This window comes from Ralstonia flaminis (genome assembly GCF_958415495.1).
Taxonomy (GTDB): domain Bacteria; phylum Pseudomonadota; class Gammaproteobacteria; order Burkholderiales; family Burkholderiaceae; genus Ralstonia; species Ralstonia flaminis.
The window spans coordinates 66,177-87,859 of the sequence record NZ_CATZLL010000020.1 but is presented as its reverse complement, the minus strand read 5'-3'; the positions used below and the strand labels follow the sequence as shown (position 1 = coordinate 87,859).

Below are 21,683 nucleotides of genomic sequence, written 5' to 3'. Positions count from 1 at the left end.
ATGACACGAATCCCGAGGGCAGCCTGCATACGGTTGGCCAGCCTATCGATTCTGACCGCGCTGATGGCCGGCTGCGGCTCGATGGCCGCCTCTGACATGGGCCTGCGTGCAGATGCCGATATCGAGATGGCGCGTCAGCGTCAAAGCCAGGAGAAAGCCGAGATCACGAACCCAGCGACGTATCTGTCGCTGATCCGCAGGATGCAGGAGCAGGGGCTGTATTACGCATCGCTGGCGCATATCGATGCCTACCAGCAGCGCTATGGCCGCACGCCGGACGTGATGTTGTTGCACGCTGATGCACTGCGCGAGACCGATCAACTTGCAGCGGCTGATGCCGAATACCGTGCGGTGGTGGGCGCCACCGCCGCCATGGGGGCGGGTACGCAAGGCGCGTTGCTCAACGCGGCCGCTTGGCGTGGACTGGGTATCACCGCCGGCCGCCAGGGCAACTTTGTTGAGGCCGCGCGTCGCCTGCAGGTGGCAGCGCAAGCCAACCCGACTGACCCGGCCACCGCCAGCGACTACGGCTACGCCCTGATGCGTGCCGGCGAGGTCGAACAGGCCCGTGTGCCTTTGATGCAGGCGCAGCAGATGGCTGCTGGTAGCCCGAAGATCTCCGGCAATCTGGTGATCTGGTTGACCGTGAATGACCGCAGGGACGATGCCGCATCGCTGGCTTCGCATGCGCAGTTGACGCCTTCGGCTCGCAAAGCCATTGACGACGACGTGGCGCGTGTACGTAGCGCTTGGCGTGATCGCCGTATCGCGCGTGAAACCTCACCGGTGGCCCCGCGTGCCGTGGCGGCGGCTCCGTTCACCGTGGCGCCTACCGCAGCCGTCAATACTGTTCGTACCTCGGTTGGCCCGCTGGCGTTACAGCGCGGCCGCCTACTGGATACCTTGGAGGCTGCACAATGATCAATCGCATTCTGATGGTTGCCGGCATGGCGACATGGTTGGCGTGTGGTATCGCTGCTGCCCAGGGTTTTTCCGGGGCAGACGCACAGAGTGCCGCGTTGGCGGCTCCCAAGGTGGGAACCAACGTCAACGACGCCACGCGCGCGTTGCTCAGGGCTCAACGTGACGGGACATACGCAGGCGAATTCGTGCCGTTGCGTGGAGAACAGGCCGCGTTGGCGTACCAACGCTACCTCAATTCATTCAACCAGCCGATGCCAAGCGTGGCAGCGCAGAACACCGGTACGCGCACATCCACGCAGAACACGGCGCAGTCGTCCGGGCGTTGAGCCGCAGTTTCTCCCCGTCGTGATGCAATCCGCTACCCGCCCTCTCCGAACCGCCACCTCACTGCGCCGCATGCGCGGTGCAGTGAGCGTGATGACGGCCGTCTTTGTTGCCACCGTTGGCTTGGCGGTGCTGGTATCCATCGACATCGGCAATCTCTTCTACACGCAACGTACGCTGCAGCGCTCCGCTGATCTGGCAGCAATGGCCGCTGTGCAGCGACTGGATTTGCCTAACGCGGCGCAGCAATCGGTGGCACAGAACGGGCTGACGGTTGACGGCACCAACGTTACGCTGGCCGTGGTGCCCGGGGTGTGGGATGCCAGCGCTGGCACCGCGCCGACCTATTTCACGGCCCAGGCGGCAGTAGACGGCAACACCAATGCCGCGCAGGTAACGATCACGCAGAACGTGCCGTATTTCTTCATGGTCGGGAAGCGGCAGTTACAAGCGACAGCCATCGCAAAGAACACGTCCATCGTGTCGTTCTCACTCGGCTCTGGGCTGGCGTCCGTCAACAACGGATTGCTGAACCAGGTGCTCGGGTATTTGCTGCACACCAACCTTAACCTCGATGCCGCTTCATACCAGGGGCTGGCCACGACCAACATCCGGCTGGCTGATCTTGCCGTCGCGCTTGGCGCTGGCTCCATGCAGCAGTTGCTGGCGTTGTCGCCCAATCTGGGGACGTTCTTCAATGCGGTGATTTCGGTTGCCTCGCAATCCGGGCTGGCGGGCATATCCGTGGGCGCAGCAGGGGCCAGCAATGCGCTGTCGTTTGGTAACGACTTGAATTTGCCCATCAACATTGGTGATGGCGGAGCTGCTTCTCCGGGGCTGCTTTCGGTGCTTGCGCTCGCCGGCAATGAGCAGGCCGCGCTCAATGCCACAGTCAATGTGTTGGACTTGCTGACGACCGCCGCTCAAATTGCCAACAGTCAATCAGCGGTGAACGTGGCACCGCTTACGTTGAATCTCGTCGGGCTGGGTGCCGTCACGTTGTCGCTGAAGATCATTGAGCCGCCTGCCATCGCTATCGGGCCACCTGGCCAGTTTCTTTCAGGGCCGAATGCTGGACAGTGGAAAACGCAAGCGCGCACGGCGCAGGTGCGCTTGGGGGTGGGGGTCGTGGTTGGTGCCCCGGGGGTGCTTGCAGTGAGCGTACCGATTGGTCTGCAAGTGGCGGGGGCACAAGCACACGCGAAGTCGACCAGTTGCACGATCCCGCGTACTAACTCCACGGCCACGATTTCCGCGCAACCCCAGCCTGTATCGATATGTATTGCTACCGGCGCAGATAAGGCGGTCAACGGTGCAATGAATTGTGCGTCAGCATCTCCGGCCTCCTTGGTGGATCTGGGTCCTCTAGGGGCTGTGAGCATCAAAGCCAATGTGTCGCCAACTGCCAATTCCGGTTGGGGCGATGAAACCATTGCCGCAACGCAGATCGGCCTGAACCCCCAAACGGATACGAGTGGTAACTCGCCGCCACGTGTCGCAACGGCAGGTGTCTTCAGTTCCATCTTGAACAGCAATCTGAATCAGCTTCAACTATCCGTGACCCTCCCGCTCGTGGGAACCATTCCGCTGGGCTCTGATCTGGCGCCCGTCATTGCGCCGGTGTTGGCGCTGGTCGGGACGACTCTAGATGGCGTTCTCAGTCCCTTGTTGGGGCTGCTTGGCATCCAGCTCGGCTATGCCGACATCAAACTCCTCTCGCTCGACTGCGATTCCGTCGAGCTGGTTTTCTGACATGGAAGCGACGACATGAAAACCGATCGCTGGGCGTACGAAACGCTTGATATCTTTGTCTGGGAAGGGCGCTACGACATTGCCGATCGTGTGGCGCGGTTCATGGCGCCGTTTGGTGCGGAGGTGATTCGCGCCGGCGGTATCGACTTCCAGCCGGCCGAGCCGCGTGCCAAGCCTAGCGTGGCCATCATCAGCGCGTCTGTAGTGGAAAGCGGCGGCTTTACCGTGCTGGACTGGCAAGCCGCGCAGGGCATGCCTGTCATCTGGGTGGCAGCGGACACGCAGCACGACTCGAGTCGTTTCCCGCCCGAATACACCTACGTGCTTGGGCCGGACTTTGGCGCCACGGAACTGCGCGCGCAGATCAGCAAGGTCTTGCCGTCGATGTCGTCGGCGCGGGATCAGGCGCCCGACCAGAGCGATCTCGTCGCGGCATCGCCGGCCATGCATGGGCTGCTGGAACAGGTCGACACCTTTGCCGACTGCGACAGCAACGTCATGCTCTACGGCGAGACTGGCGCCGGCAAGGAGCGCATCGCCCGCCTGCTGCACGACAAGAACCGTATGTACGGTAAAGGCCCGTTCGTGGCGGTCAACTGCGGCGCCATTCCTGATGGGCTGTTCGAATCGCAGTTCTTTGGCCACGCCAAGGGCGCATTCACGGGGGCCATGTATGCGCACCGTGGCTACTTCGAGCAAGCCAACGGCGGCACGCTGTTCCTTGATGAACTGGGTGACCTGCCGCTGTATCAGCAGGTGAAGCTGCTGCGCGTGCTGGAAGACAGCGAATGCACGCGGCTGGGCTCGACCGTGCCCGTGAAGCTGGATTTCCGTCTGGTGGCGGCGACCAACAAGAACCTGCGCGAGATGGTTGCCACCGGCAAGTTTCGTGCAGACCTGTACTTCCGCCTGGCCGTGATCGAGCTGCGTATTCCCAGCCTGGAGCAGCGCGGCGCCGACGACAAGGTGGCGCTGCTGCTGTCTTTCCTGCGGCATTTGCTGGGCGACAAGACCTACGAGAGCATGCCGCCGGTGCCGGAGTGGGTGAGGGCGTCGGTGGGCCGTGCCTACTTTGCCGGCAATGTGCGCGAACTGCGCAACCTGGCCGAGCGCATCGGCATCACCCTGCGCCAGTTCGGCCGCTGGGACGAGGCCCGCATCCTGCCCCTGTTTGCCGGCCTCCAGCGCGACGCCTTCGAGCGCGAGGCCAACAACGGCAATGGCGGCAACGGCCATGACCGCGGCAGTGGTAGCGATGAGGAGCGCCGCCGCATCCTGGCCGCGCTGGACGCCAACAACTGGCGCCGCCAGGACACCGCCGCCACCCTGGGCATCAGCCGCAAGGTGTTGTGGGAAAAGATGCGCAAATACCAGATTGCCGACGGCGAAACCGAGTTGCGTGAGATGGAGTGATAGAACCCATTTCCCCAATAGGATGGGGACGCGTTCAAGCCAGGAGAGGCGCAGGCTAGGCACGGGCCGCAGGCCTTGGCCATTCCAAGGTCAAGGCCGGTAACGACGCATGCGCCTCTCCTGACTTGAACCCGTAGGGAAGGCGACAGCCTTCGCGCCCCTTCCTATTGGGGAAATGGGTTCTAAACAACACCCTCCCGCCCGGCGGGACCCCCGGCATGCCACTCGGGCGGCGGATCGCGTATAGTTTTCGGCTGCAACACCTGCGCAGAATCCACAGGGTCGAGATGACAACAACAAAACAGTCAGGGAAAGCGTCGCAACAGGCGTTTCAGAGGGGATTGGCCGTTGTGGCCGCGTTGGCAGCCATGGCGGGCGGCACCGCCTGCACATCTGCCGTGGCGCAGAGCCCGGCTGCACCACCCACCGCCATCGCACCGATTGCCGCGGCCGCGCCGGTGCCGGCACTGACCGCCACCGTTGGTCAGACCACCGCAACGGCTGCCACCAGCACGCCCGCGGCCAGCAACAGTACCGCCCGTGCCGAGAGCCCGGTCGGCAACGGTGCCGGCAACAGCGCCGTACTGGATTTGCAGCGTCGCATGCAGGCCCATGAATTGTCCGAGCTGCGCACCACCTACAACGGGGCCTACGGCGCCAGCCTGCTGTTTGCCCAGAGCGATCTGACCTACTACGTGACGTTGTTCCAGCAGAAAGACCTCTGGCGCGTCATCAAGACCACCAATGAAGCCTCTGCCGAGCGCCTGTACAGCGACTTCGCCAAGCAGACGCGCACGATGGCCGACCTGGAGTTGCAGCGCATCCGCCTGGAAGCCCAGAAGGAGCGCTCCGAGCGTCAGATTGCGGTGCAGGAAGAAACGCTGCGCGGTCTGAAGACTGACCTGGAAATCCAACGCCAGCAGCAGGCCCAGGCGCAGGAGCGCCAGAAGGTTGCCCGCTCCGAAGCCGATACGCTGGATGTGGAGCGCCGCGCCGCCCGCGCCCGCGTGGACGAACTGCAGCGCCAGATCCGCGCGCTGGAAGCCCAGGTCAACGCGCCGTTCAATCCGTCGCAGCGCAATCGCTGATCAGCACATCGCAGTCCACCAGATCGGGCGGCCCACGGGTCGCCCGATACACTTTTAGGGGGCGGCATTCAAACACGGCGATGGCGTTTGATACTGCACCGAGTGGCGCGTACATTGGCGGACACCCCATTTTTGTAGTCGACCGCGCATGCGTTCTGCCTCCGAGTTGCCCGCCAACGCCTCCCCCGCAGCGGCGGAGCCCATCCCGCAGCCCAAAGGCCTGCCGTGGCTGGGCAACCTGCTTCAATTGCCTAAAGACCGCGTCGCCCAGACGTTTCTGGAGATCAGCAGGCAGTTTCCCCAAGGCCTGTACCAGCTCAACTTCGTCGGCCGCTGCGTCCCGTTCGTCTATTCCGCCGACTTGGTGGCTGAGCTGTGCGATGAAACGCGCTTTCGCAAGCTGATCGGCCCGCCGCTGTCCTTCCTGCGTGCCGGGGCAGGCGATGGCCTGTTCACCGCACACCAGGACGAGCCCAACTGGGGCAAGGCCCACCGCATCCTGCTGCCGGCCTTCAGCCAGCGCGCCATGAAGGGCTACTTCGACGTGATGCTCGAAGTGGCCAACGCGCTGGCCGACAAATGGACGCGCCAAGGCCCCGACGCCGACATCTCCGTCGCCGACGACATGACGCGGCTCACGCTCGACACTATCTCGCTGGCGGGCTTCGGATACCGCTTTGATTCGTTCAAGACGCCCGCGCTGCATCCATTCCTGGAAGCCATGGCGGGCGTGCTGTCCGAGGCGATGGGCAAGCTCACGCGCCTGCCGTTCAAAGACCGGTTCATGCATGAGCACCATCGCCGCTTCGAGCAGGATGTGGCCGCCATGCACCAACTGGTGGACGAGGTGATCCGCAAGCGCCGCCAGGCGCAGGATGGCGGCAAGGGGGCGAGCGACCTGCTGGGGTTGATGCTCAACGCGCGCGATCCGGTAACGGATCTGCCGCTGGACGACACCAACATCCGCTTCCAGGTCATCACCTTCCTGATTGCCGGGCACGAGACCACCAGCGGACTGTTGACGTTCGCGCTGTACATGCTGCTGCGCCACCCGGCCGTGCTGGCGCAGGCGTATGCCGAGGTCGATCGCGTACTTCGGGGCGACACCGTGCCACAGTACGCGCACCTGGCGCAGCTCGATGTGATCGAGCGCGTGTTGAAAGAAACGCTGCGCCTGTGGCCCACGGCTCCCAGCTTTGGTGTGGCGCCGTACGAAGACACGCGCATTGGTGGCCGCTACGCCATCCGCAAGGATCAGCGCGTGGTGACGCTACTGATGGCCTTGCACCGCGACCCCGCCGTGTGGGATCGGCCCGAGGTGTTCGACATCGATCGCTTCCTGCCCGAGAACGAAGCCCGCATCCACCCGCATGCCTACAAGCCCTTCGGCAACGGCGAGCGTGCCTGCATCGGCCGCCAGTTCGCCCTGACCGAGGCCAAGCTGGCGCTGGCCGTGATTCTGCAGCGTTTTGCGCTGTCCGATCCGCACGACTACGCGTTCCACATCAAGGAGACGCTGACGCTCAAGCCGGACGGCTTCCGCCTGCGTGCGCGGTTGCGCAATGCGCGCGAGCGGTTGCTGGTTTCCATGCCGTCGCAGGCCAGTTCGGCGTCGGACGCCGATGCACAAGCCACGCTGGCCGGCGGCGGGGAGCCGATGCACGTGCTGTATGGCGGCAGCCTCGGCACCTGCCAGGACATTGCCGAACAGATTGCGGCCACGGCGTCGCGCGCAGGCTTTGATGCCAAGGTGGCGCCGCTGGATGCCGTTGCCGATGCGTTGCCGCAGCAGGGCACGCTCGTTGTTGTGGCGGCCACTTATAACGGCCGTGCGCCGGACAGCGCTCGCATGCTGGAGGCGCGGCTCGATTCGGATGGTGAGCTGGTCCGGCAGGCGTCCGGCTTGCGCTATGCCGTGCTGGGTTGCGGCAACTCGCAGTGGCCGGCGTTCCAGGCGTTTCCCACGCGGGTGGACGCCATGCTGGCCGCCGCCGGTGCGCAGGCCATCGTGCCGCGCGGTGAGGCCGACGGCAATGGCGGGTTTGATGCGGCTGTCGATGCCTGGACGCGCGGCCTGTGGGCTGCCCTCGGCGCGCGGCAGGTGCAGGCCGACGCTGTCGCTGTCAGTGTGCAATACCTGGCAACGGATGCCGTGCGTGCCGCCGTATTGCCTGCCGCCGCACGCAGCATGACAGTGCTCGCCAATGAGGAGCTCGTCAGGGATCCCACCGGACTGTGGGACTTCATCCGCGAGGCTCCGCGTGGCCCGACGCGTCATCTGACAGTACGGCTGCCCCAAGGCGTGACCTACGCCACGGGTGATCACCTCGCCGTCTATCCGCGCAATGCCGATGATCGTGTTGAGGCGGCCATTGCCCGGCTCGGCCTGGAAGGCGAGGCGCTTGTCACGCTGACGGCGCAGCATGCCCATGTGCGGCACTTGCCGCTCAATCAGCCAGTGACTGTGCGCCAATTGCTGCGCGATTTTGTCGAGTTGCAGGACACCGCCACGGCGCGTGACATCACTGCGTTGCACGCGATCACGCGCTGCCCGTTCACACGCAGCCAGCTTGCCGTGTGGATCGACGGGGAGGCTGCGGCGCAGCGTTTCGACCAGGACATCCAGGCCGCACACGTAAGCGTGCTCGATCTGCTGATCCGCTTTCCCGCCATCGAACTGACGCTGGAGGGCTTTCTCGCCCGCCTTGGGGCGATGCGGCCGCGCTTCTATTCGATTGCCTCATCGGCGCGCGTCTCGCCGGATGTTGCGGCGCTGACGGTGGGCACGGTGTCGGGGCCGGCATGGTCGGGTGTCGGCACGTATCGTGGTACGGCGTCGAACTACCTGATGCAACTGCAGGCTGGTGCGGAGATCGCCGCCACGGTGCGTACGCCCAACCCACCATTCGCGCCCGAGATGGATACCAGCAAGCCGATGGTACTGATCTGCGCCGGCACAGGCATTGCACCGTTCCGAGGTTTCCTGGAGGAGCGTGCTGCGCAGCACGCGACGGGAGAGGCCGTCGCGACATCGCTGCTGTGCTTCGGCTGTCGGCACCCTGAGCACGATTTCCTGTACCGCGATGCCCTGCGCGGTTGGGAAGACGCTGGCGTGGTGCGTGTCTTCCAGGCGTACTCATGCGTGGATGACCACCCGCATCGCTTCGTGCAGCACGCACTGTGGGATGCGCGCGAGGCCGTCTGGGCGGCATTCGACGCAGGCGCCACGCTGTACGTTTGCGGTGACGGCCGCGCCATGGCACCGGCCGTGCGCGACACGCTCATCCGCATGCACCAGGCGCGCTACGGCAGTGATCTGGCCACCGCATCAGACTGGCTGACCGAGCAGATGCAATCCGGACGCTACCGGCAGGACGTCTTCAACTGAGGTTGCTGAGACGGCTCCCGGATCGTTGTGCCGCCGCGCCGTCCTGCCCGCCGGGCGGAGGCGGGCACGCCGCATGTTACGATTTGCGTTTGAAGCACCGTGTTTTTTGAGCTTGGCGACGCACTGTCTGACGCGTCCGGCGCGGTGCTTCTGCGAGGAGAAATGACAATGCGACGCCGAATCAAAGCGTCCTGGGTGGCGATTCTGGTCTTTACCCTGCTGGGTGTCGGGTACTTGTGGATGTACCGGTTCGAGCCGCTGCTCTCCGGCGAGGCGGGCAGCGATGTGTTCGTGTGGGACCGCTGGACCCACCGCGTCTGCGCGCTGACCGACAGCGGCGCCGCCACAGAATGGCGCTGCGACAACGCCATGGAAACCGACGGCAGCGGTAACACCAACAACTCCGACGTGTCCACCCGCCTGCGCATGCGCGACGCTGTGCAGCGCATCAAGCTGTAGTCCCCTGCGCCCGCCGTTCGCTGCGGGTGCTGTTCCTTCCGCTTCAACCCACGTTTGGCTCCGCCGCGTCCACCAGTTCTGGTGCCGACACGGCCGGCAGCTTGCGCACCTGCCCAGCCTCCATGCGGCCGTGGCGATGAAACTGCCCCAGGCTTTGCGGTTGCCCCGACTCCAGCGCCCGCTCGATGGCGGCCAGGATGCGCACGTCGGCCAAGCCTTCCTCGCCGTTCGGTTCCGGCTCCAGGTCGTTCAGGATGCAGTCAGAGAAGTACTGCAACTCGCCGCCAAACTGGTTGGTGGCATCGAACGCGTGTTCCTGCGTGTGGCCGTTCAGCGTGAGGCGGTGCCGCAGGCCCGAGCCAAACGTAAAACCCGGTGAGACCTCCAGATCGCCCTTGGTGCCGAGAATGCGGTATTGGTCGACCCATGTTGCGCTGTAGCTGACGGTGAACTGCGCGACGCGGTGGTCGGCAAAGCGCAGCGTCACGGCCACCGTGTCGTCAAAGTTAAAGGGCAGATCCGGGGCGCGCACGCCGACGGCCGCCACTTCCACGGGTTCCTCGCCAAACAGATTGCGCACAGCGTTGATCGGGTACACGCCCATGTCGGATACCGGCCCCGCCCAATAGCCATGGCTGGCGCGGTGGTTGGACGGCGCGATCGACTGGCTGAATACGGCCGAGAACGCGCGGATGCGGCCCAGCTTACCTGCACGCACCAGCTCAATGGCGGCCATCGTGGCCGGCTCGAAATGGAGCCGGTACGCGATCATCAGCTTGGCGTTGCCTTGGCGGGCCGCTTCGATCATGGCTTCGCAGTCGGCTTCGCTGGTGGCCATGGGTTTTTCCAGCAGGACATGGATGCCGCGTTGCAGTGCGGGCAGCGCGTACTGCCGGTGCATGTCGTTGGGCAGCGCGAGGTAGATGGCGTCGATCTCTCCACTGGTCAGCAAGTGTTCGTAGTCGGCATAGCCACAGACGTGCTTAATGCCATAGCGCCTGGCCAATGCGTTGGCCTTGGTGGCGTCGCCCGTCACCAGCGCGGTGACAACGAAGTTGCCGCTATGCGTCACGCCGGGCAGGAAGGTGGCCTGGGAAATCCACCCGGCCCCCACCACCGCGTAGCGCACTGGGTGGTGCGTTGGCTTGTGTGCGATCGGGGCGGGTGTGGCCTGCAGAGCAGGTTCGGCCTCGTGAAAAGCGGTAGACATGACAACTCCTTTGCAATCGTTGCGCGCGGAAGTGACGCGGGATGGTGCGATGCGTCATTCCGTGCCGGCTCCGCAACCAACTAGCAAAGGGGATGCCCGAGGGCGCCAGTGGGCGCCAAACGGGGGCTCGGCGGCAGGTCAGGCGTGCTCGGTACGGCTGTCAGCGGGGGCCTGTTCGCGCTCGTTCAGACCGTAGTCACGCACGACGTGTGCAATGCGCAGGCGGTAGTCGGCAAACGCGCTCTCGCGGCCGACGTGCTGTGCGCTGCGATGCTGCTCCAGGTTGCGCCAGGCCTTGATGGCCTCTTCATCGCGAAAAAACGACAGCGAGAGCAGCTTGTCAGGGTTGGTGAGGCTCTGAAAGCGTTCGACGGAGATAAAGCCGTCGATCTGCTCAAGCAGCGGCTTCAGGCGCGCGGCGATGTTGAGGTAGGTATCGCGCTGGCCCGGGGCGGGCACGACTTCAAAGATGACGGCAATCATGGTGGAAGCTCCTGCAGAGAGTCGAAACGTCGAGGTGTCAGATCAGGCCTGGAAGACGGGGATACGTGCGTTGGGCGATGGCCGGTACGCGATCTCGCCCAGGTTGGCGAGCCATCGCGCAATGCCGGGCAGACGCAATAGATGTTGTACGGTTTCGCGCGCAATCACCACTGCCAGGGTCTCGGCTGGGCAACGGTGTGCGCCGCCACCGAAGGTCCAGAGGCGCGGTTGGGTGCGATCGATGTCAAAACGCAGTGGATTGGGCGTGACTGCGGCATCCACGTTGGCGGCGGCCAGCAGCACGAGGATGCGATCACCCGCGCGCAACGGCTGTCCAAGCAGATCGGTGTCGTGGGCGACAAAGCGGCGCGTGTTCTGTACCGGTGCGTCCAGGCGAAGGACTTCTCGCACGAAGGGTTCGATTGACTCCGGTGCAGCATGCAGGCGCTCGACCAACTCTGGATGCCGCGCCAGCGTGACGATGCTGTTGCCGAGCAGCCCGGCGCATGCGTCATAGGTTTGCGCGAGCAGGGCGGCGAGGTTGCTGATGTCGGCATCGTCGTCGCTGGCAGCGAACGGCGAGTCGGCAAAGCGCTGCTGCAGGCGGCCGACGGCGGCATCCGCGCGTTCGACGGTCGAGGCGTTGGCGCCGGGGCCGAGCGCTGCCAGGTAGGCGGTGATGTCGCTCTGGCAGGCGTGTGTGTCTGCTTGATCGGCCAGCAGCGTTTGCGCGATGGTGGCCAGCGGCACGCGGAAATGGGCGTCCGTGCGCAGCGCGGCGTCGAGGGCGGTTGCGTCGGGCAGGGTGGCTTGCGCTTGTTGATGCGCGCGGTTGGCCAGCGCGGCCACATCCAACCGGCCCAGGGCAGCCATCACCGTGGCTTTGCGTGCGTCGTGATCCGGCCCGTCGATTTGCCGGACGAGGCGGCCAAAGAACGCACCTGTTGGCGAGGCGGCCACCACTTTGGGTACCGGTTCTTCCGCAGGGCGGACGCGGCAGGCAGCACTGTTGAGCACGGCGTCTACTGCATCGGCGCTGGCGGCTACCCACCAGCCGAGCGCGGCATCGAAGAAGAACGGCCGCGTGGCAGCAAGCGTGGCGTAGTACGGCACAGGGTCGGCGTGCACAATGGCTTGCAGCGGATCAGCGGGTGGGGCGAGGGTGATGTCCATGGCGGCAATCAACGCGATCGGGGCGCGAGGTGCAGGAGTAAGATGGCTCCCATTGTCTGGACTGGCCCCGCGCCTGTCACGCGCCAACAGTTTGGTCTGCATCGAACCATGACCGCATCTTCCCCAGCGACACAACCTGATATCGGCCGGGTGGCCGCCACCATTGGCGACCCAACCCGCATCCGCATGCTGCTGCTGTTGATGGAGGGCCGCTCGCTCACAGCCAAGGAGCTGGCCTATGGCGCCGGCGTGGAGCCCGCGACCGCCAGCGCGCACCTGCGCCGGTTGGAGGCGGATGCGCTGATCACTTCGTTGGCCAGCGGGCGCTACAAGTACTTCGGGCTGCGCTCGCCAGCGGTGGCAGAGATGATCGAATCGCTGATGGTGGTTGCGCCAGAAAAGCCCGCAGACCCGCGCCGTTCGACCGTGCCTGAAAACCTGCGTGCGGCACGGCTGTGCTACGACCATCTGGCCGGACAGCTTGGCACGGAGGTGTCAGAGAAGCTGCTGACACGCGGTTGGCTCGAACAGCTTGATGAAGCGCATGCCGCCTACGACGTTACGTCCGAAGGCAAGCGTGCCTTTGCCGCCATCGGTGTCGACGTGGTGGCCTTGCGCGGCGGGCGCCGCCGTTTTGCTTACGGCTGCATGGATTGGAGTGAGCGCCGCCCGCATCTGGCCGGTGCGCTTGGGGCGGCCGTGGCGGAGCGTTGTATTGCGCTGGGCTGGCTCGCGCGGCAGAAGCACTCCCGCGCGTTGGAGATGACCGAACTCGGGCAGCGCGAATTGCACGCGTGGCTGCGCACGGCGTAGGCGCCTGCCTTCGTCAGTTGGCGCCGCGCACCGCGCTCACGTAGTCGCGCTGGAACACGCACATCCGCAAGGCGTTGTGGTACGCGCCGTTGCTGAAGAACTCTTCGATCAGTTCACCTTCACGCTGGAAGCCACACTTCTCGTACACGTGGATGGCGCGCTCGTTTTCCACGTCGACGACCAGATACAGCTTGTGCAGATTCAGCACCATGAAGGCATAGTCGACCGCCAGACGTGTCGCGATTGATGCATAGCCATGCCCTTGCCATCCGGGGGCGATGATGATCTGGAACTCGCCTCGGCGGTGGATGTAGTTGAGCTCCATCAGCTCGACCAGGCCAACGGCTTCACCCGCGTCGTTCTCGCAGATGAAGCGGCGTTCGCGCTGATCGTGTACGTGCCGGTCATAGAGTTGCGACAGCTCGGTGAAGGTCTCGTACGGTTCTTCGAACCAGTAGCGCATGATCTTCGCGTCGTTGTTCAGCTCGTGCACGAAGCGCAGGTCATTGCGCTCCAGTGGGCGCAGGGAAAGGTCGCGGGCTCTTTCAATCACCATGATGTTGTCCTTGTTGTGTTGAGGGCGCTCGACATCGCATCGACGTCCCTGCGTGGTCAGCAAGGACGTGTCGCTGAGGATGCGTGTTTGCGCTGCGGTTGCGCGCGCTTGCGCCGATCCAGATACAGCCACCACCCCGTTATCGCAAAGACCGGCAGCATCAACGCGCCGATCAACACCAGCACAATGCCGACGGGCCCGAAGTAGCGCCCATTGTGCAGCGGCAACATGCCGGCCAGCAGGCGCTGCATTGGTGGCTTGTCAGTGAAGGATTCCTGGCGGAGGACCGCGCCAGTGGCTGCGTCGAGCGTCAGGCGGTTGAAGGCGCGGTCGTGCGGTGCGTTGAGCGGCAGCCAGTTGATGTCAACCTTGCCGGTGCGCGCATCGTCGATGCGCAGGGTGGCACTCGCATAGTTGGACGTCTTGGCGAGGAAAGCGTTCCAGGTGCGCTCCAATGCCGCATTGTCGAGCGAATTGCGCGGGCCTTCCGTTGGCATTGGCTTGGCGGTAACCGGCATGCCGGCCATGTGCTGCAGGCCTTCGCGATACCAGTCATAGGCCCAGTACAGCCCGCTCAATGCGGCCAGCAGGTAGAGCGGCAGCACCAGTGTGCCGATGACGGTGTGTACATCCCACCAGCGGATGCGCCCGCTGCGGCTCCAGCGGATGATGAGCCAGCTACGCCAGTTAGTCACGCGGCGCGGCCAGCGCAAGTACAGCCCCGACAGCGCCATCACCACCAGCGCTATCGTGCTGGCCCCAACGATCTGCTTGCCGATCTCGTCTGCCAGCAATGTCCGGTGCAGCAGCTTGACGGTGGCGAAGAAGCGTTGCCCACGCGCCTCGGGCAGCAAAGTGCCGGTGGTCGGGTCGAAGTAGCGCAACTCGCCGCGGCTGCTGCCGCCGCGCTTGCCCGGTGGCCACGCGTACCAGATGCGCCAGGGTTCAGTGGGCCCCGAGGCTGCGGTGATGAACGTGACGGGGCGCTCGGGCATGGCGGCGCGCGCCTGTGCCGCTACCTGTGGCAGCGTGGGCGCCGGGCCGGTGCGCGCCGGCAAGTTGAACACGCTGGGGTTCAGCCAGCGCAGCAGTTCTTCGTCGCACGCCATCAGCGCACCGCTGATGCCGACGACGGCCAGTACCACACTGGCTGACAACCCGATCAGCCAGTGCAGGCGAAAGAGCACCCGTCGTAGCATCGCGTGTTTGCCCTTTACACGCTTACATCTTGTAGCGCACGCCCAGCAGCGCCATGCGCGGGGCGCCCGGCATGTTGTAGTTCTCGGCGCCGCCATGGGCCGACACGTAGTACGCGCGGTTGAACAGGTTCTGCAGATTGAGCGTGACGTCGACGTGCTTGCTGCGATAGCCCGCACCCAGGTCGACCGTCATGTAGCCCGGCAGCGTCGTCACGTTGTACTGCGATGCATAGCGCGAGGCCTCTGCACGCACGCCACCGGCCACATAGAAGCCATTGGGCAGATCGTGCTTTAGCCAAAGCGAACCGCTATGCCGTGGCGTGAGCGACGGCTGGTTGCCGTTGACGGCCACGCCGGCGCTCTTGTCGAGCGGGTTGGTCAGCACGCCGTTCAGATAGGCATAGCTGGCGATGAGGGACCACGTCTTCACCACCTCGCCTGTGAACGACAGCTCCAGCCCGCGCGTGCGCTGCGTGCCGATGGGCACTGCCAGCTGCGTGGCCGGATCTACGCCGGTCAGGTTGGTCTGTTTCATGTCGAACAGTGCGGCGGTCAGGCTGGCGTTGGCCGACACATCGTATTTGGCGCCGATCTCGTAGTTGGTCGTGGATTGCGGCGCCAGTGCACTGCTGTTCGGGTACACGCTGAAGCTGTCCGCCACCGGCTGGAACGAGCGGCTGTAAGACGCGTAGAGCGAGAGCGGCTCCACCGGGTGATACACCACCCCCAGGCGCGGGCTGACCGGTGTGTCGGTGCGCGCGTAGTTCTGGTTCCTGGGCGTAAGGTCTGTGCGGCTCTGCTTGAGCGCTTCATAGCGCAGGCCGGCCAACACCGTCCATTGCGGCGAGAACTTGATCAGGTCCTGCACATACGCGGCGTACGTTTCGTTGTGCGAGAGGCCGTAGTTGTTGGGCGTGGCGTTGGCGGGCACCGTGGGCAGTAGCGGCAGCACCGGATTGAACAGGTTGACGTTGAAGTTGCCCGGGGTGGACGCCACGCGGTCGCTCTTGTCCTGATAGCCCAGTTCGATGCCGTACAGCAGCGTGTGCTGGATGCCCCAGGTCTCGGCTTTCTGCGTCAGCTCGTTTTGCCACACGGTGCCGCGATCGCTGCGGTTGCGCTGGTTGACGTTGAGCGTGACGGTCGGGATCGGGCCGTCGTTCACGCTCTTCACGGTCGTGTAGTTGTTGCGGCCCAGCGAGTATTCATAGTTGCGCACCACGCTGTGGAACGACCACTGATCGTTGAAGCGATGATCCAGTGTGCCTGTCACGCTCTTGACGGTGGTGTCGATGTTGCCCGCGCCCGCATCGGCCGAGCCGTAGCGCGTGCCGATGGGCACATCCACGGGGCGGCCGTGGTACGACGGCACGCCCTGGTCGGCAATGCGCTTGTCGTGCAGGTAGTCGAACTGCACCGTCAGCTTGGTGTCGGGTGACAGGTTGAACAGGAACGATGGCGAAATCGCCTGACGGCGCAGGAAGTAGTCGTTGCGGAAACCGCCCGAGTCTTCCACCGCACCGGTGATGCGCGCGCGAATGGCGTCGTCGTTGATGGAGGTGTTCAGGTCGAACTCGGCGCGCTTCTGGCGCTCGGTGCCCACCAGCACGCCAATTTCGGCCAGCGGCGTGGCCAGTGGCTTCTTGGTGACGCGGTTGATGATGCCGCCCGACGAGCCGCGCCCGTACAGCACGGCAGCCGGGCCCTTCAGCACTTCAATGCGGTCGATGTTCGACAGATCGCGGAAGTACAGCGAGTCATCGCGCAGGCCGTCGACGTACTGATCGTTGATTGACGAGAAGCCGCGAATGGTCACCTGATCGCGTTGCGCATCGCCCAGCGAGGCCGATACGCCGGGCACATTGCGCAGGGTGTCCTTGAGCGACAGCGCGCCCTGATCCTGGATGACCGCGCGCGGCACGACGTTGACCGACTGTGGAATCTCGCGCAACGGCACGGGAATCTTCGTGGCCGTGTTGGCAACAGGCGTGTCGTAGCTCGTGCTGCTGCGCGTGCCCTTGACGGTGGACGTCGGCAGCGTGCCGGCATCGGCGGCCGCAATCGTGTCGGCAGCCGCCGCCACGTGCATGAGCGGCAGGGTTCCAAGGACGGCCAGAGACAGGCGCAGGCCATCTCGTCGAAAATTCGGCGGCATTGCAGTTCCCGTAAAGTAAAAAGCCCCGGTATGGGGAAGGGCGCCGTCATCTGCGGCGCCTTCACTTTGTGAAGGCGCAAATAATAATGAGAACAATTCCTATTTACAAGAGAGTTAAATCATGCTTTTGACGGAATGCAACGTTTGCGGGTACAAGATTCAGCAACTTTCCATGAGTCAATTGCGAATTTTCGGCACCAAGTTGCGTGCGCTGTGTCTGACTCAGTTGCTTTCTGCCTTTTCCTGATATGTCGTCCTCACCACATCCATTGAGCCCCCTGCGCGTTGCCCTGGTGGGCTATGGGTATGCGGGCAAGCTGTTCCACGCGGCCCTGATCGATGCCACGCCGGGTCTGCTCCTGCATGTAATTGGTTCGAACCGGCCGGACGCTGTGCTCGCAGACCGGCCGGACGCTGTGGTTTGCGCGCCCGAAGCGGCAGCGGTGCACCGGGAGGTCGATCTCGTTGTCATTGCCGCACCCAACGACCGCCACGCGCCGCTGGCTGAAGCCGCGCTGCGTGCCGGCAAGCACGTTGTGGTGGACAAGCCCTTTACGGTCACGCTGGCGGAGGCACGGCATCTGGCCTACGCGGCGCGGGAGACCGGGCGTTTGCTGTCGGTTTTCCAGAACCGGCGTTGGGACAGTGATTTCCTTGCCGTGCAGGCAGTGATTGCCAGCGGTGCCGTGGGCGAAGCAATGCACGTGGAGGCGCATTTCGACCGCTATCGCCCGCAGGTGCGGGCGCGTTGGCGCGAACAGGCCGGGCAGGGCACCGGCATCTGGTTTGATCTCGGCCCGCATCTGATTGACCAGGCGTTGCTGCTGCTCGGCCTGCCCGATGCGGTGAGCGCCTCGTTCGCCCGGCAACGCCCCGGTGCGGAGACTGCCGATTGGGCGCACGTGGTTCTCCACCACGGCGAACGCCGCACCATCCTGCACGCCAGCATGCTGGTGGCCGGCGGCGCACCGCGCTGGATCGTGCATGGCACGCGCGGCTCTTTCATCAAACGCGGTATGGATCAGCAGGAAGCGCAACTGCTGGCCGGCATGATGCCCGGTGCGCAGGGCTGGGGCGCGGATGCCGATACGGGCGCTCTCATCGATGGTGCGACGTCATCGGCAAGCGATGTCGCCACACCTGTGGGTGACCAGCGCGCGTACTACGCTGCCGTGCGCGATGCCATCCTCGGTCAACGCCCCAATCCTGTTCCTCCGGTTCAGGCATTGGCGGTTATGGCGGTGCTCGAAGCGGCGATCGCTGCTGCCGAGACGGGCATAGCGGTTGTGCCGGACCTGACCGACACCGAGCGCACCGATTGGCTTGCCGTACGGGAGTCCACCTCGTGAACGGCGTCGTCATCCTCTTGCTGGTGGCGGGCGGTTTGCTCGCCGTGGTGGCGCTGGTGCAGATGCTGGCTTCGCGACTGACGCTGCCCGAATCGACGCTGCTGGCGCTGGCGGGTATCGGCATCGGCGGCGCTTATGTGGGCTTGCAGAATACGGCGCCTGCATTTGCGACGACCTTCTTTGCACCGCTCATTGATCCAAGCTGGCCGGCAGAAGCCTATCTGTGGTTGTTCCTGCCGCCGCTGCTGTTTCAGGCGGCGCTGTCGGTGGACGTGCGCAGCATGGCACCGGACGCCGCCCCCATTCTTATGCTGGCCATCGTGGCAGTGATCGTGGCCACGGGCGTCATCGGCTTGGCTGCGGCGGCGGTCACGCCGTTTGGCATCGTCACTTGCCTGTTGCTGGGCGCGATGATTGCCACCACGGACCCGTCCGCTGTGATTGCCGTGTTTCGCGATGTGGGCGCGCCGGCGCGGCTGATCCGGTTGGTGGAGGGCGAGGCGTTGCTCAACGATGCGGCGGCCATTGCCATCATGGGTGTGTTGTTGGCTATGCTCACGGGCCACGGCACCGATGCGACGGTCAGCGGTGGCCTGCGTGAACTGGCCAAGGCATTTGGTGGTGGTGTGCTCTTTGGCTTGATTGCCGGGCGTGTTGCCGCGTTCCTGTTGCCGGCGCTGCACGGCATTGCGCAGGCGGAAGCCGCATGGACGCTTGCGTTGCCGTATCCGCTGTACCTCGTGGCGGAGAACGTGCTCGACGTGTCGGGCGTGGTGTCTGTGGTGTGCGCGGGGCTGGTGATCGGCGCGCTGGGGCGCACGCGCCTGGCGCCACGCAACTGGTCGCACCTGCAGTTGATCTGGGAGCAGATTGCAGCGCTGGCGGGGGCGGTGGTCTTCCTGTTGGCTGCGGTGCGCGTGCCCGAGCTGTTGCACGGCGTGGTGTGGAAAGACGCGCTGTGGCTGGCGGTGGTTGTGGTGGCTGCGCTGGCAGCGCGCCTGGCCGTGCTGTTTGGCCTGTTGCCGGCGCTCGCGTGGTGCAAGCTCTCAGCGCCGGTCAGTCATGCCTACAAGCTGGCGATTGCATGGGGTGGCCTGCGCGGCGCCGTCACCTTGGTACTGGCGCTGGGCGTGGCCGAGAACGCCGCGGTGCACGTGGCCGATCGCCATTTCGTCACCATCCTCGCCACGGGTTTCGTGCTGGTGAGCGTGCTCTTCAACGGCGCGACACTGCGCTGGGTGATGCACCAGCTCGGGCTCGACCAGCTCTCGCCGCAGGAGCAGGCGCTGCAGCGGCAGGCGCTGAACCTGTCGACGGTGGAAGTGGAGTCGATCATGCGCCGCATCGGTGGGCACTTTCACTTTGCGGCGGGGGCAACAGATCAGGCGGCAGAAGCGTACCGGCTGGAAGTGGCAGCCGGCGCTGCCGAGTTGAACCTTGAAGACGCATTGTCAGAGCGCGAGCGTTTGACCATCGGGTTGGTCTCGCTGGCCACGCGTGAGCGCGAGCTGATTCCCGAATACGGCAACGGCCTGGTTTCCATCCGCAACCTCGATGTGATGATGCGCAACACCGCCGACATGATCGACGCGGCGCGCGCAGAGGGGCGCGTTGGGTACAAGCGCGCATCGCGCCGAATTCTTGCCAAGCACATCGGCTATCGCGCTGCGTTCTGGGTCCACCGGGTTGCGCATATCGACCGGCCGCTGGCCAATGCGCTGGCTGACCGCTTCGAGCTGTTGGTCTGCCGGCAGACCGTGCTGGAGCGCTTGCGTGCCTACAACCGCTTGTCATTGCAGCCGGTACTGGGCGAGCGCATGGCGGACTTGCTCGACGGCGTGCTCATCGCGCGGATCGAAGCCGCAGAAGAAGGGTTGACCGAGTTGCGCGACAAGTTTGGCGATTACAGCGCCGTGCTCGAAAAGCGCCTGCTGTTGCTGTTTGCGCTGCACATCGGCCAGAACAAGATTGACGCCATGCTGGCCGAAACGGTGATCTCGAAGGAGGTCTACAAGCAGATCAGCGGCGTGATCCGCCGGGCGTGGTCGGCGGCGTTGCCGCGGCCGCCATTGGGCGTGTCGCTGCGGACGCTGCGTGCGCAGCAGGCAAGCGCGCCGCAGCCGCCCGGTTAGCCGGCCTTAGAGCCGCTTGCCGCGCCGCTCGGCGTGCGCGTGGCGGTGGATATCGTGTGTGACGAAGCCGGACTCGTCATCGGGCATTGCTAGCCACTCGGGGTGCGAGAGCGATTCGCGGATGTCCGCCAGACCCGAGCCCCAGTGGTCGCGCATGGTGGATGGCCCAAACTGGATGTCCTTACCTGGCCCTTCGTGCTCCTTGGCCGCGTAGATCAGGTGGATCACGTTGTAGCGTTTGGCGCAGGCCAGTTCTTGCGCGTGCTTGTACCATGGCGAGCGCTTGAATTCCTCCTCCGGCAGGTGGTCGAGCAACTTGCGCACCAACCGGCGCGTCGATTGCGAGCGCTCCATCCAGTCGGTGATGAGCCGGGTGCGGCTGGAATACTGCAGATCCTTCTGACGGCTGGCTACGCCGATCATGGTGTTGGGCACCGGCCCCAGTGCGCTCCACAAGTCCACCTGAAACACGAGCGTGTCGCGGCGTGGCTTGGTGCCCAGCACGTACGACAGCGGCGTGTTGGAGACGACACCGCCATCCCAGTAGTACTCGCCGTCGATCAGCACCGGCGGGAAGCCCGGCGGCAGCGCGCCGGAGGCCATGAAGTGCTCCGCGCACAAGCGGCGCTCGGTGTTGTCGAAGGCTTCCAGGTTGCCGGTGCGAACGTTCACAGCGCCCACCGATACGCGGATGCCACCGTCGTTGATGCGATCGAAATCGCACAGGCGCTCAAGCGTGGCCTTCAACGGTGTCGTGTCGTAGTAACTGGCGTCGAGCGGGTCCATTTCATTGGCCGGCAGCGGCGCGGGAATACGTGGTGTGAAGAAACCGCGCTGCCCCTCGATGAGGGTGTCGGCCGCCTGCATGGCGGTCAGCCATTTGCGCAGATGCGAGTTGCCGTCAAACCATGCGTTTTCCAGGATGTCCGGCAGCGGTGGCGAGAAGGTCGGCTGCGTGATGATCTGCCAGAACTCGCGCAGCCTTGCCAACCGGTGCTCAGGCGCGTTGCCCGCGATGATGGCCGTGTTCAACGCCCCGATGGAGATGCCCGCAATCCAGTTCGGCATGATGCCGGCCGCATCCAGCCCTTCGAACACGCCGGCCTGATACGAGCCGAGCGCGCCGCCGCCTTGCAGCACCAGCGCGATGTTTTCGTAGGGCGGCAGTTCAATGCGTGACGGCGAGGTGCCGGCGGCTTGCGCAGTGTCGTTGGACTTGGCGCGGCTGGCCGCCACGCGTAGCTTGGGTGCGGGCATGTCTCCTC

Annotated in this window: 17 protein-coding genes; 10 read left to right on the top strand and 7 right to left on the bottom strand. The window is 64.7% G+C overall.

Annotation, left to right across the window (positions count from 1 at the left end; genetic code table 11):
* The 7 genes from R2N11_RS24285 (at position 1) to R2N11_RS24255 (ending at position 9,348) form a co-directional block, all read left to right on the top strand.
* Entirely contained in the window at positions 1-921 is a 921-nt protein-coding gene (locus tag R2N11_RS24285; RefSeq protein WP_199030972.1) for a tetratricopeptide repeat protein, read from the top strand.
* The gene (locus tag R2N11_RS24280; protein WP_316682680.1) at positions 918-1,250 is read left to right on the top strand and encodes a DUF3613 domain-containing protein; all 333 of its coding nucleotides are present in this window, start codon (positions 918-920) and stop codon (positions 1,248-1,250) included. Before R2N11_RS24285 ends, R2N11_RS24280 begins: the two co-directional genes overlap by 4 nt.
* Before the next feature lie 22 nt (positions 1,251-1,272).
* Complete coding sequence (locus tag R2N11_RS24275; protein ID WP_316682679.1) at positions 1,273-3,000, top strand: TadG family pilus assembly protein; 1,728 nt, start codon at positions 1,273-1,275, stop codon at positions 2,998-3,000.
* Positions 3,001-3,015: 15 nt separating this feature from the next.
* Positions 3,016-4,413 carry a sigma-54-dependent transcriptional regulator gene (locus tag R2N11_RS24270; protein WP_316682678.1) on the top strand — a complete coding sequence of 466 codons (1,398 nt, stop codon included), beginning with the start codon at positions 3,016-3,018 and terminating at the stop codon, positions 4,411-4,413.
* Positions 4,414-4,700: 287 nt separating this feature from the next.
* Complete coding sequence (locus R2N11_RS24265; RefSeq protein ID WP_316682677.1) at positions 4,701-5,501, top strand: DUF2968 domain-containing protein; 801 nt, start codon at positions 4,701-4,703, stop codon at positions 5,499-5,501.
* A 148-nt stretch (positions 5,502-5,649) separates the two neighbouring features.
* The gene (locus R2N11_RS24260) at positions 5,650-8,889 is read left to right on the top strand and encodes a bifunctional cytochrome P450/NADPH--P450 reductase (RefSeq protein WP_316682676.1); all 3,240 of its coding nucleotides are present in this window, start codon (positions 5,650-5,652) and stop codon (positions 8,887-8,889) included.
* Positions 8,890-9,057: 168 nt separating this feature from the next.
* A complete protein-coding gene (locus R2N11_RS24255) occupies positions 9,058-9,348 on the top strand; it encodes a hypothetical protein (protein ID WP_316682675.1) in 291 nt (96 codons plus the stop codon).
* 43 nt (positions 9,349-9,391) lie between these two features.
* Here the strand turns inward: R2N11_RS24255 and R2N11_RS24250 are convergent, their stop codons facing one another.
* The 3 genes from R2N11_RS24250 to R2N11_RS24240 all read right to left on the bottom strand — a co-directional run bounded on the left by R2N11_RS24250 (position 9,392) and on the right by R2N11_RS24240 (position 12,214).
* On the bottom strand, positions 9,392-10,558 hold the full coding sequence (locus R2N11_RS24250; RefSeq protein WP_199030978.1) for a Gfo/Idh/MocA family protein: 1,167 nt from the start codon (positions 10,556-10,558) through the stop codon (positions 9,392-9,394).
* A 138-nt stretch (positions 10,559-10,696) separates the two neighbouring features.
* A complete protein-coding gene (locus R2N11_RS24245) occupies positions 10,697-11,041 on the bottom strand; it encodes an antibiotic biosynthesis monooxygenase family protein (RefSeq protein ID WP_021192566.1) in 345 nt (114 codons plus the stop codon).
* Positions 11,042-11,083: 42 nt separating this feature from the next.
* The gene (locus R2N11_RS24240) at positions 11,084-12,214 is read right to left on the bottom strand and encodes a cytochrome P450 (protein ID WP_316682674.1); all 1,131 of its coding nucleotides are present in this window, start codon (positions 12,212-12,214) and stop codon (positions 11,084-11,086) included.
* A 108-nt stretch (positions 12,215-12,322) separates the two neighbouring features.
* On the opposite strand from R2N11_RS24240, the gene R2N11_RS24235 reads away from it, so the two are divergent.
* On the top strand, positions 12,323-13,027 hold the full coding sequence (locus tag R2N11_RS24235; RefSeq protein ID WP_316682673.1) for an ArsR/SmtB family transcription factor: 705 nt from the start codon (positions 12,323-12,325) through the stop codon (positions 13,025-13,027).
* A gap of 13 nt (positions 13,028-13,040) precedes the next feature.
* Here R2N11_RS24235 and speG read toward each other — a convergent pair whose 3' ends face one another.
* The 3 genes from speG to R2N11_RS24220 are packed head-to-tail and all read right to left on the bottom strand — an operon-like array spanning position 13,041 to position 16,871.
* On the bottom strand, positions 13,041-13,583 hold the full coding sequence (gene speG / locus R2N11_RS24230; protein ID WP_316682672.1) for a spermidine N1-acetyltransferase: 543 nt from the start codon (positions 13,581-13,583) through the stop codon (positions 13,041-13,043).
* 56 nt (positions 13,584-13,639) lie between these two features.
* Positions 13,640-14,782 carry a PepSY-associated TM helix domain-containing protein gene (locus tag R2N11_RS24225; protein ID WP_316682671.1) on the bottom strand — a complete coding sequence of 381 codons (1,143 nt, stop codon included), beginning with the start codon at positions 14,780-14,782 and terminating at the stop codon, positions 13,640-13,642.
* Between the two features lie 22 nt (positions 14,783-14,804).
* Positions 14,805-16,871, bottom strand: a complete 2,067-nt coding sequence (locus R2N11_RS24220) for a TonB-dependent receptor (protein WP_316682698.1) — start codon at positions 16,869-16,871, stop codon at positions 14,805-14,807.
* Positions 16,872-17,185: 314 nt separating this feature from the next.
* Here R2N11_RS24220 and R2N11_RS24215 point away from each other — a divergent pair, with 314 nt between their 5' ends.
* Positions 17,186-18,286, top strand: a complete 1,101-nt coding sequence (locus R2N11_RS24215) for an oxidoreductase (RefSeq protein ID WP_316682670.1) — start codon at positions 17,186-17,188, stop codon at positions 18,284-18,286.
* Positions 18,283-20,418: a cation:proton antiporter gene (locus R2N11_RS24210; RefSeq protein ID WP_316682669.1), complete on the top strand. Its 2,136-nt coding sequence runs from the start codon at positions 18,283-18,285 to the stop codon at positions 20,416-20,418. The genes R2N11_RS24215 and R2N11_RS24210 overlap by 4 nt, the downstream gene beginning before the upstream one ends.
* A 6-nt stretch (positions 20,419-20,424) precedes the next feature.
* Here the strand turns inward: R2N11_RS24210 and R2N11_RS24205 are convergent, their stop codons facing one another.
* Positions 20,425-21,675, bottom strand: coding sequence for a DUF3734 domain-containing protein (locus R2N11_RS24205; protein WP_199029837.1), 1,251 nt, complete (start codon positions 21,673-21,675; stop codon positions 20,425-20,427).
* Between the last annotated feature and the right edge of the window lie 8 nt (positions 21,676-21,683).

What these genes read in the sequence shown, in the direction of transcription:
- R2N11_RS24285 (WP_199030972.1), top strand. Translation starts at nt 1, where the DNA reads ATGACACGAATCCCGAGGGCAGCCTGCATACGGTTGGCCAGCCTATCG.
- R2N11_RS24280 (WP_316682680.1), top strand. Translation starts at nt 918, where the DNA reads ATGATCAATCGCATTCTGATGGTTGCCGGCATGGCGACATGGTTGGCG.
- R2N11_RS24275 (WP_316682679.1), top strand. Translation starts at nt 1,273, where the DNA reads ATGCAATCCGCTACCCGCCCTCTCCGAACCGCCACCTCACTGCGCCGC.
- R2N11_RS24270 (WP_316682678.1), top strand. Translation starts at nt 3,016, where the DNA reads ATGAAAACCGATCGCTGGGCGTACGAAACGCTTGATATCTTTGTCTGG.
- R2N11_RS24265 (WP_316682677.1), top strand. Translation starts at nt 4,701, where the DNA reads ATGACAACAACAAAACAGTCAGGGAAAGCGTCGCAACAGGCGTTTCAG.
- R2N11_RS24260 (WP_316682676.1), top strand. Translation starts at nt 5,650, where the DNA reads ATGCGTTCTGCCTCCGAGTTGCCCGCCAACGCCTCCCCCGCAGCGGCG.
- R2N11_RS24255 (WP_316682675.1), top strand. Translation starts at nt 9,058, where the DNA reads ATGCGACGCCGAATCAAAGCGTCCTGGGTGGCGATTCTGGTCTTTACC.
- R2N11_RS24250 (WP_199030978.1), bottom strand. Translation starts at nt 10,558, where the DNA reads ATGTCTACCGCTTTTCACGAGGCCGAACCTGCTCTGCAGGCCACACCC.
- R2N11_RS24245 (WP_021192566.1), bottom strand. Translation starts at nt 11,041, where the DNA reads ATGATTGCCGTCATCTTTGAAGTCGTGCCCGCCCCGGGCCAGCGCGAT.
- R2N11_RS24240 (WP_316682674.1), bottom strand. Translation starts at nt 12,214, where the DNA reads ATGGACATCACCCTCGCCCCACCCGCTGATCCGCTGCAAGCCATTGTG.
- R2N11_RS24235 (WP_316682673.1), top strand. Translation starts at nt 12,323, where the DNA reads ATGACCGCATCTTCCCCAGCGACACAACCTGATATCGGCCGGGTGGCC.
- speG (WP_316682672.1), bottom strand. Translation starts at nt 13,583, where the DNA reads ATGGTGATTGAAAGAGCCCGCGACCTTTCCCTGCGCCCACTGGAGCGC.
- R2N11_RS24225 (WP_316682671.1), bottom strand. Translation starts at nt 14,782, where the DNA reads ATGCTACGACGGGTGCTCTTTCGCCTGCACTGGCTGATCGGGTTGTCA.
- R2N11_RS24220 (WP_316682698.1), bottom strand. Translation starts at nt 16,871, where the DNA reads ATGCACGTGGCGGCGGCTGCCGACACGATTGCGGCCGCCGATGCCGGC.
- R2N11_RS24215 (WP_316682670.1), top strand. Translation starts at nt 17,186, where the DNA reads ATGTCGTCCTCACCACATCCATTGAGCCCCCTGCGCGTTGCCCTGGTG.
- R2N11_RS24205 (WP_199029837.1), bottom strand. Translation starts at nt 21,675, where the DNA reads ATGCCCGCACCCAAGCTACGCGTGGCGGCCAGCCGCGCCAAGTCCAAC.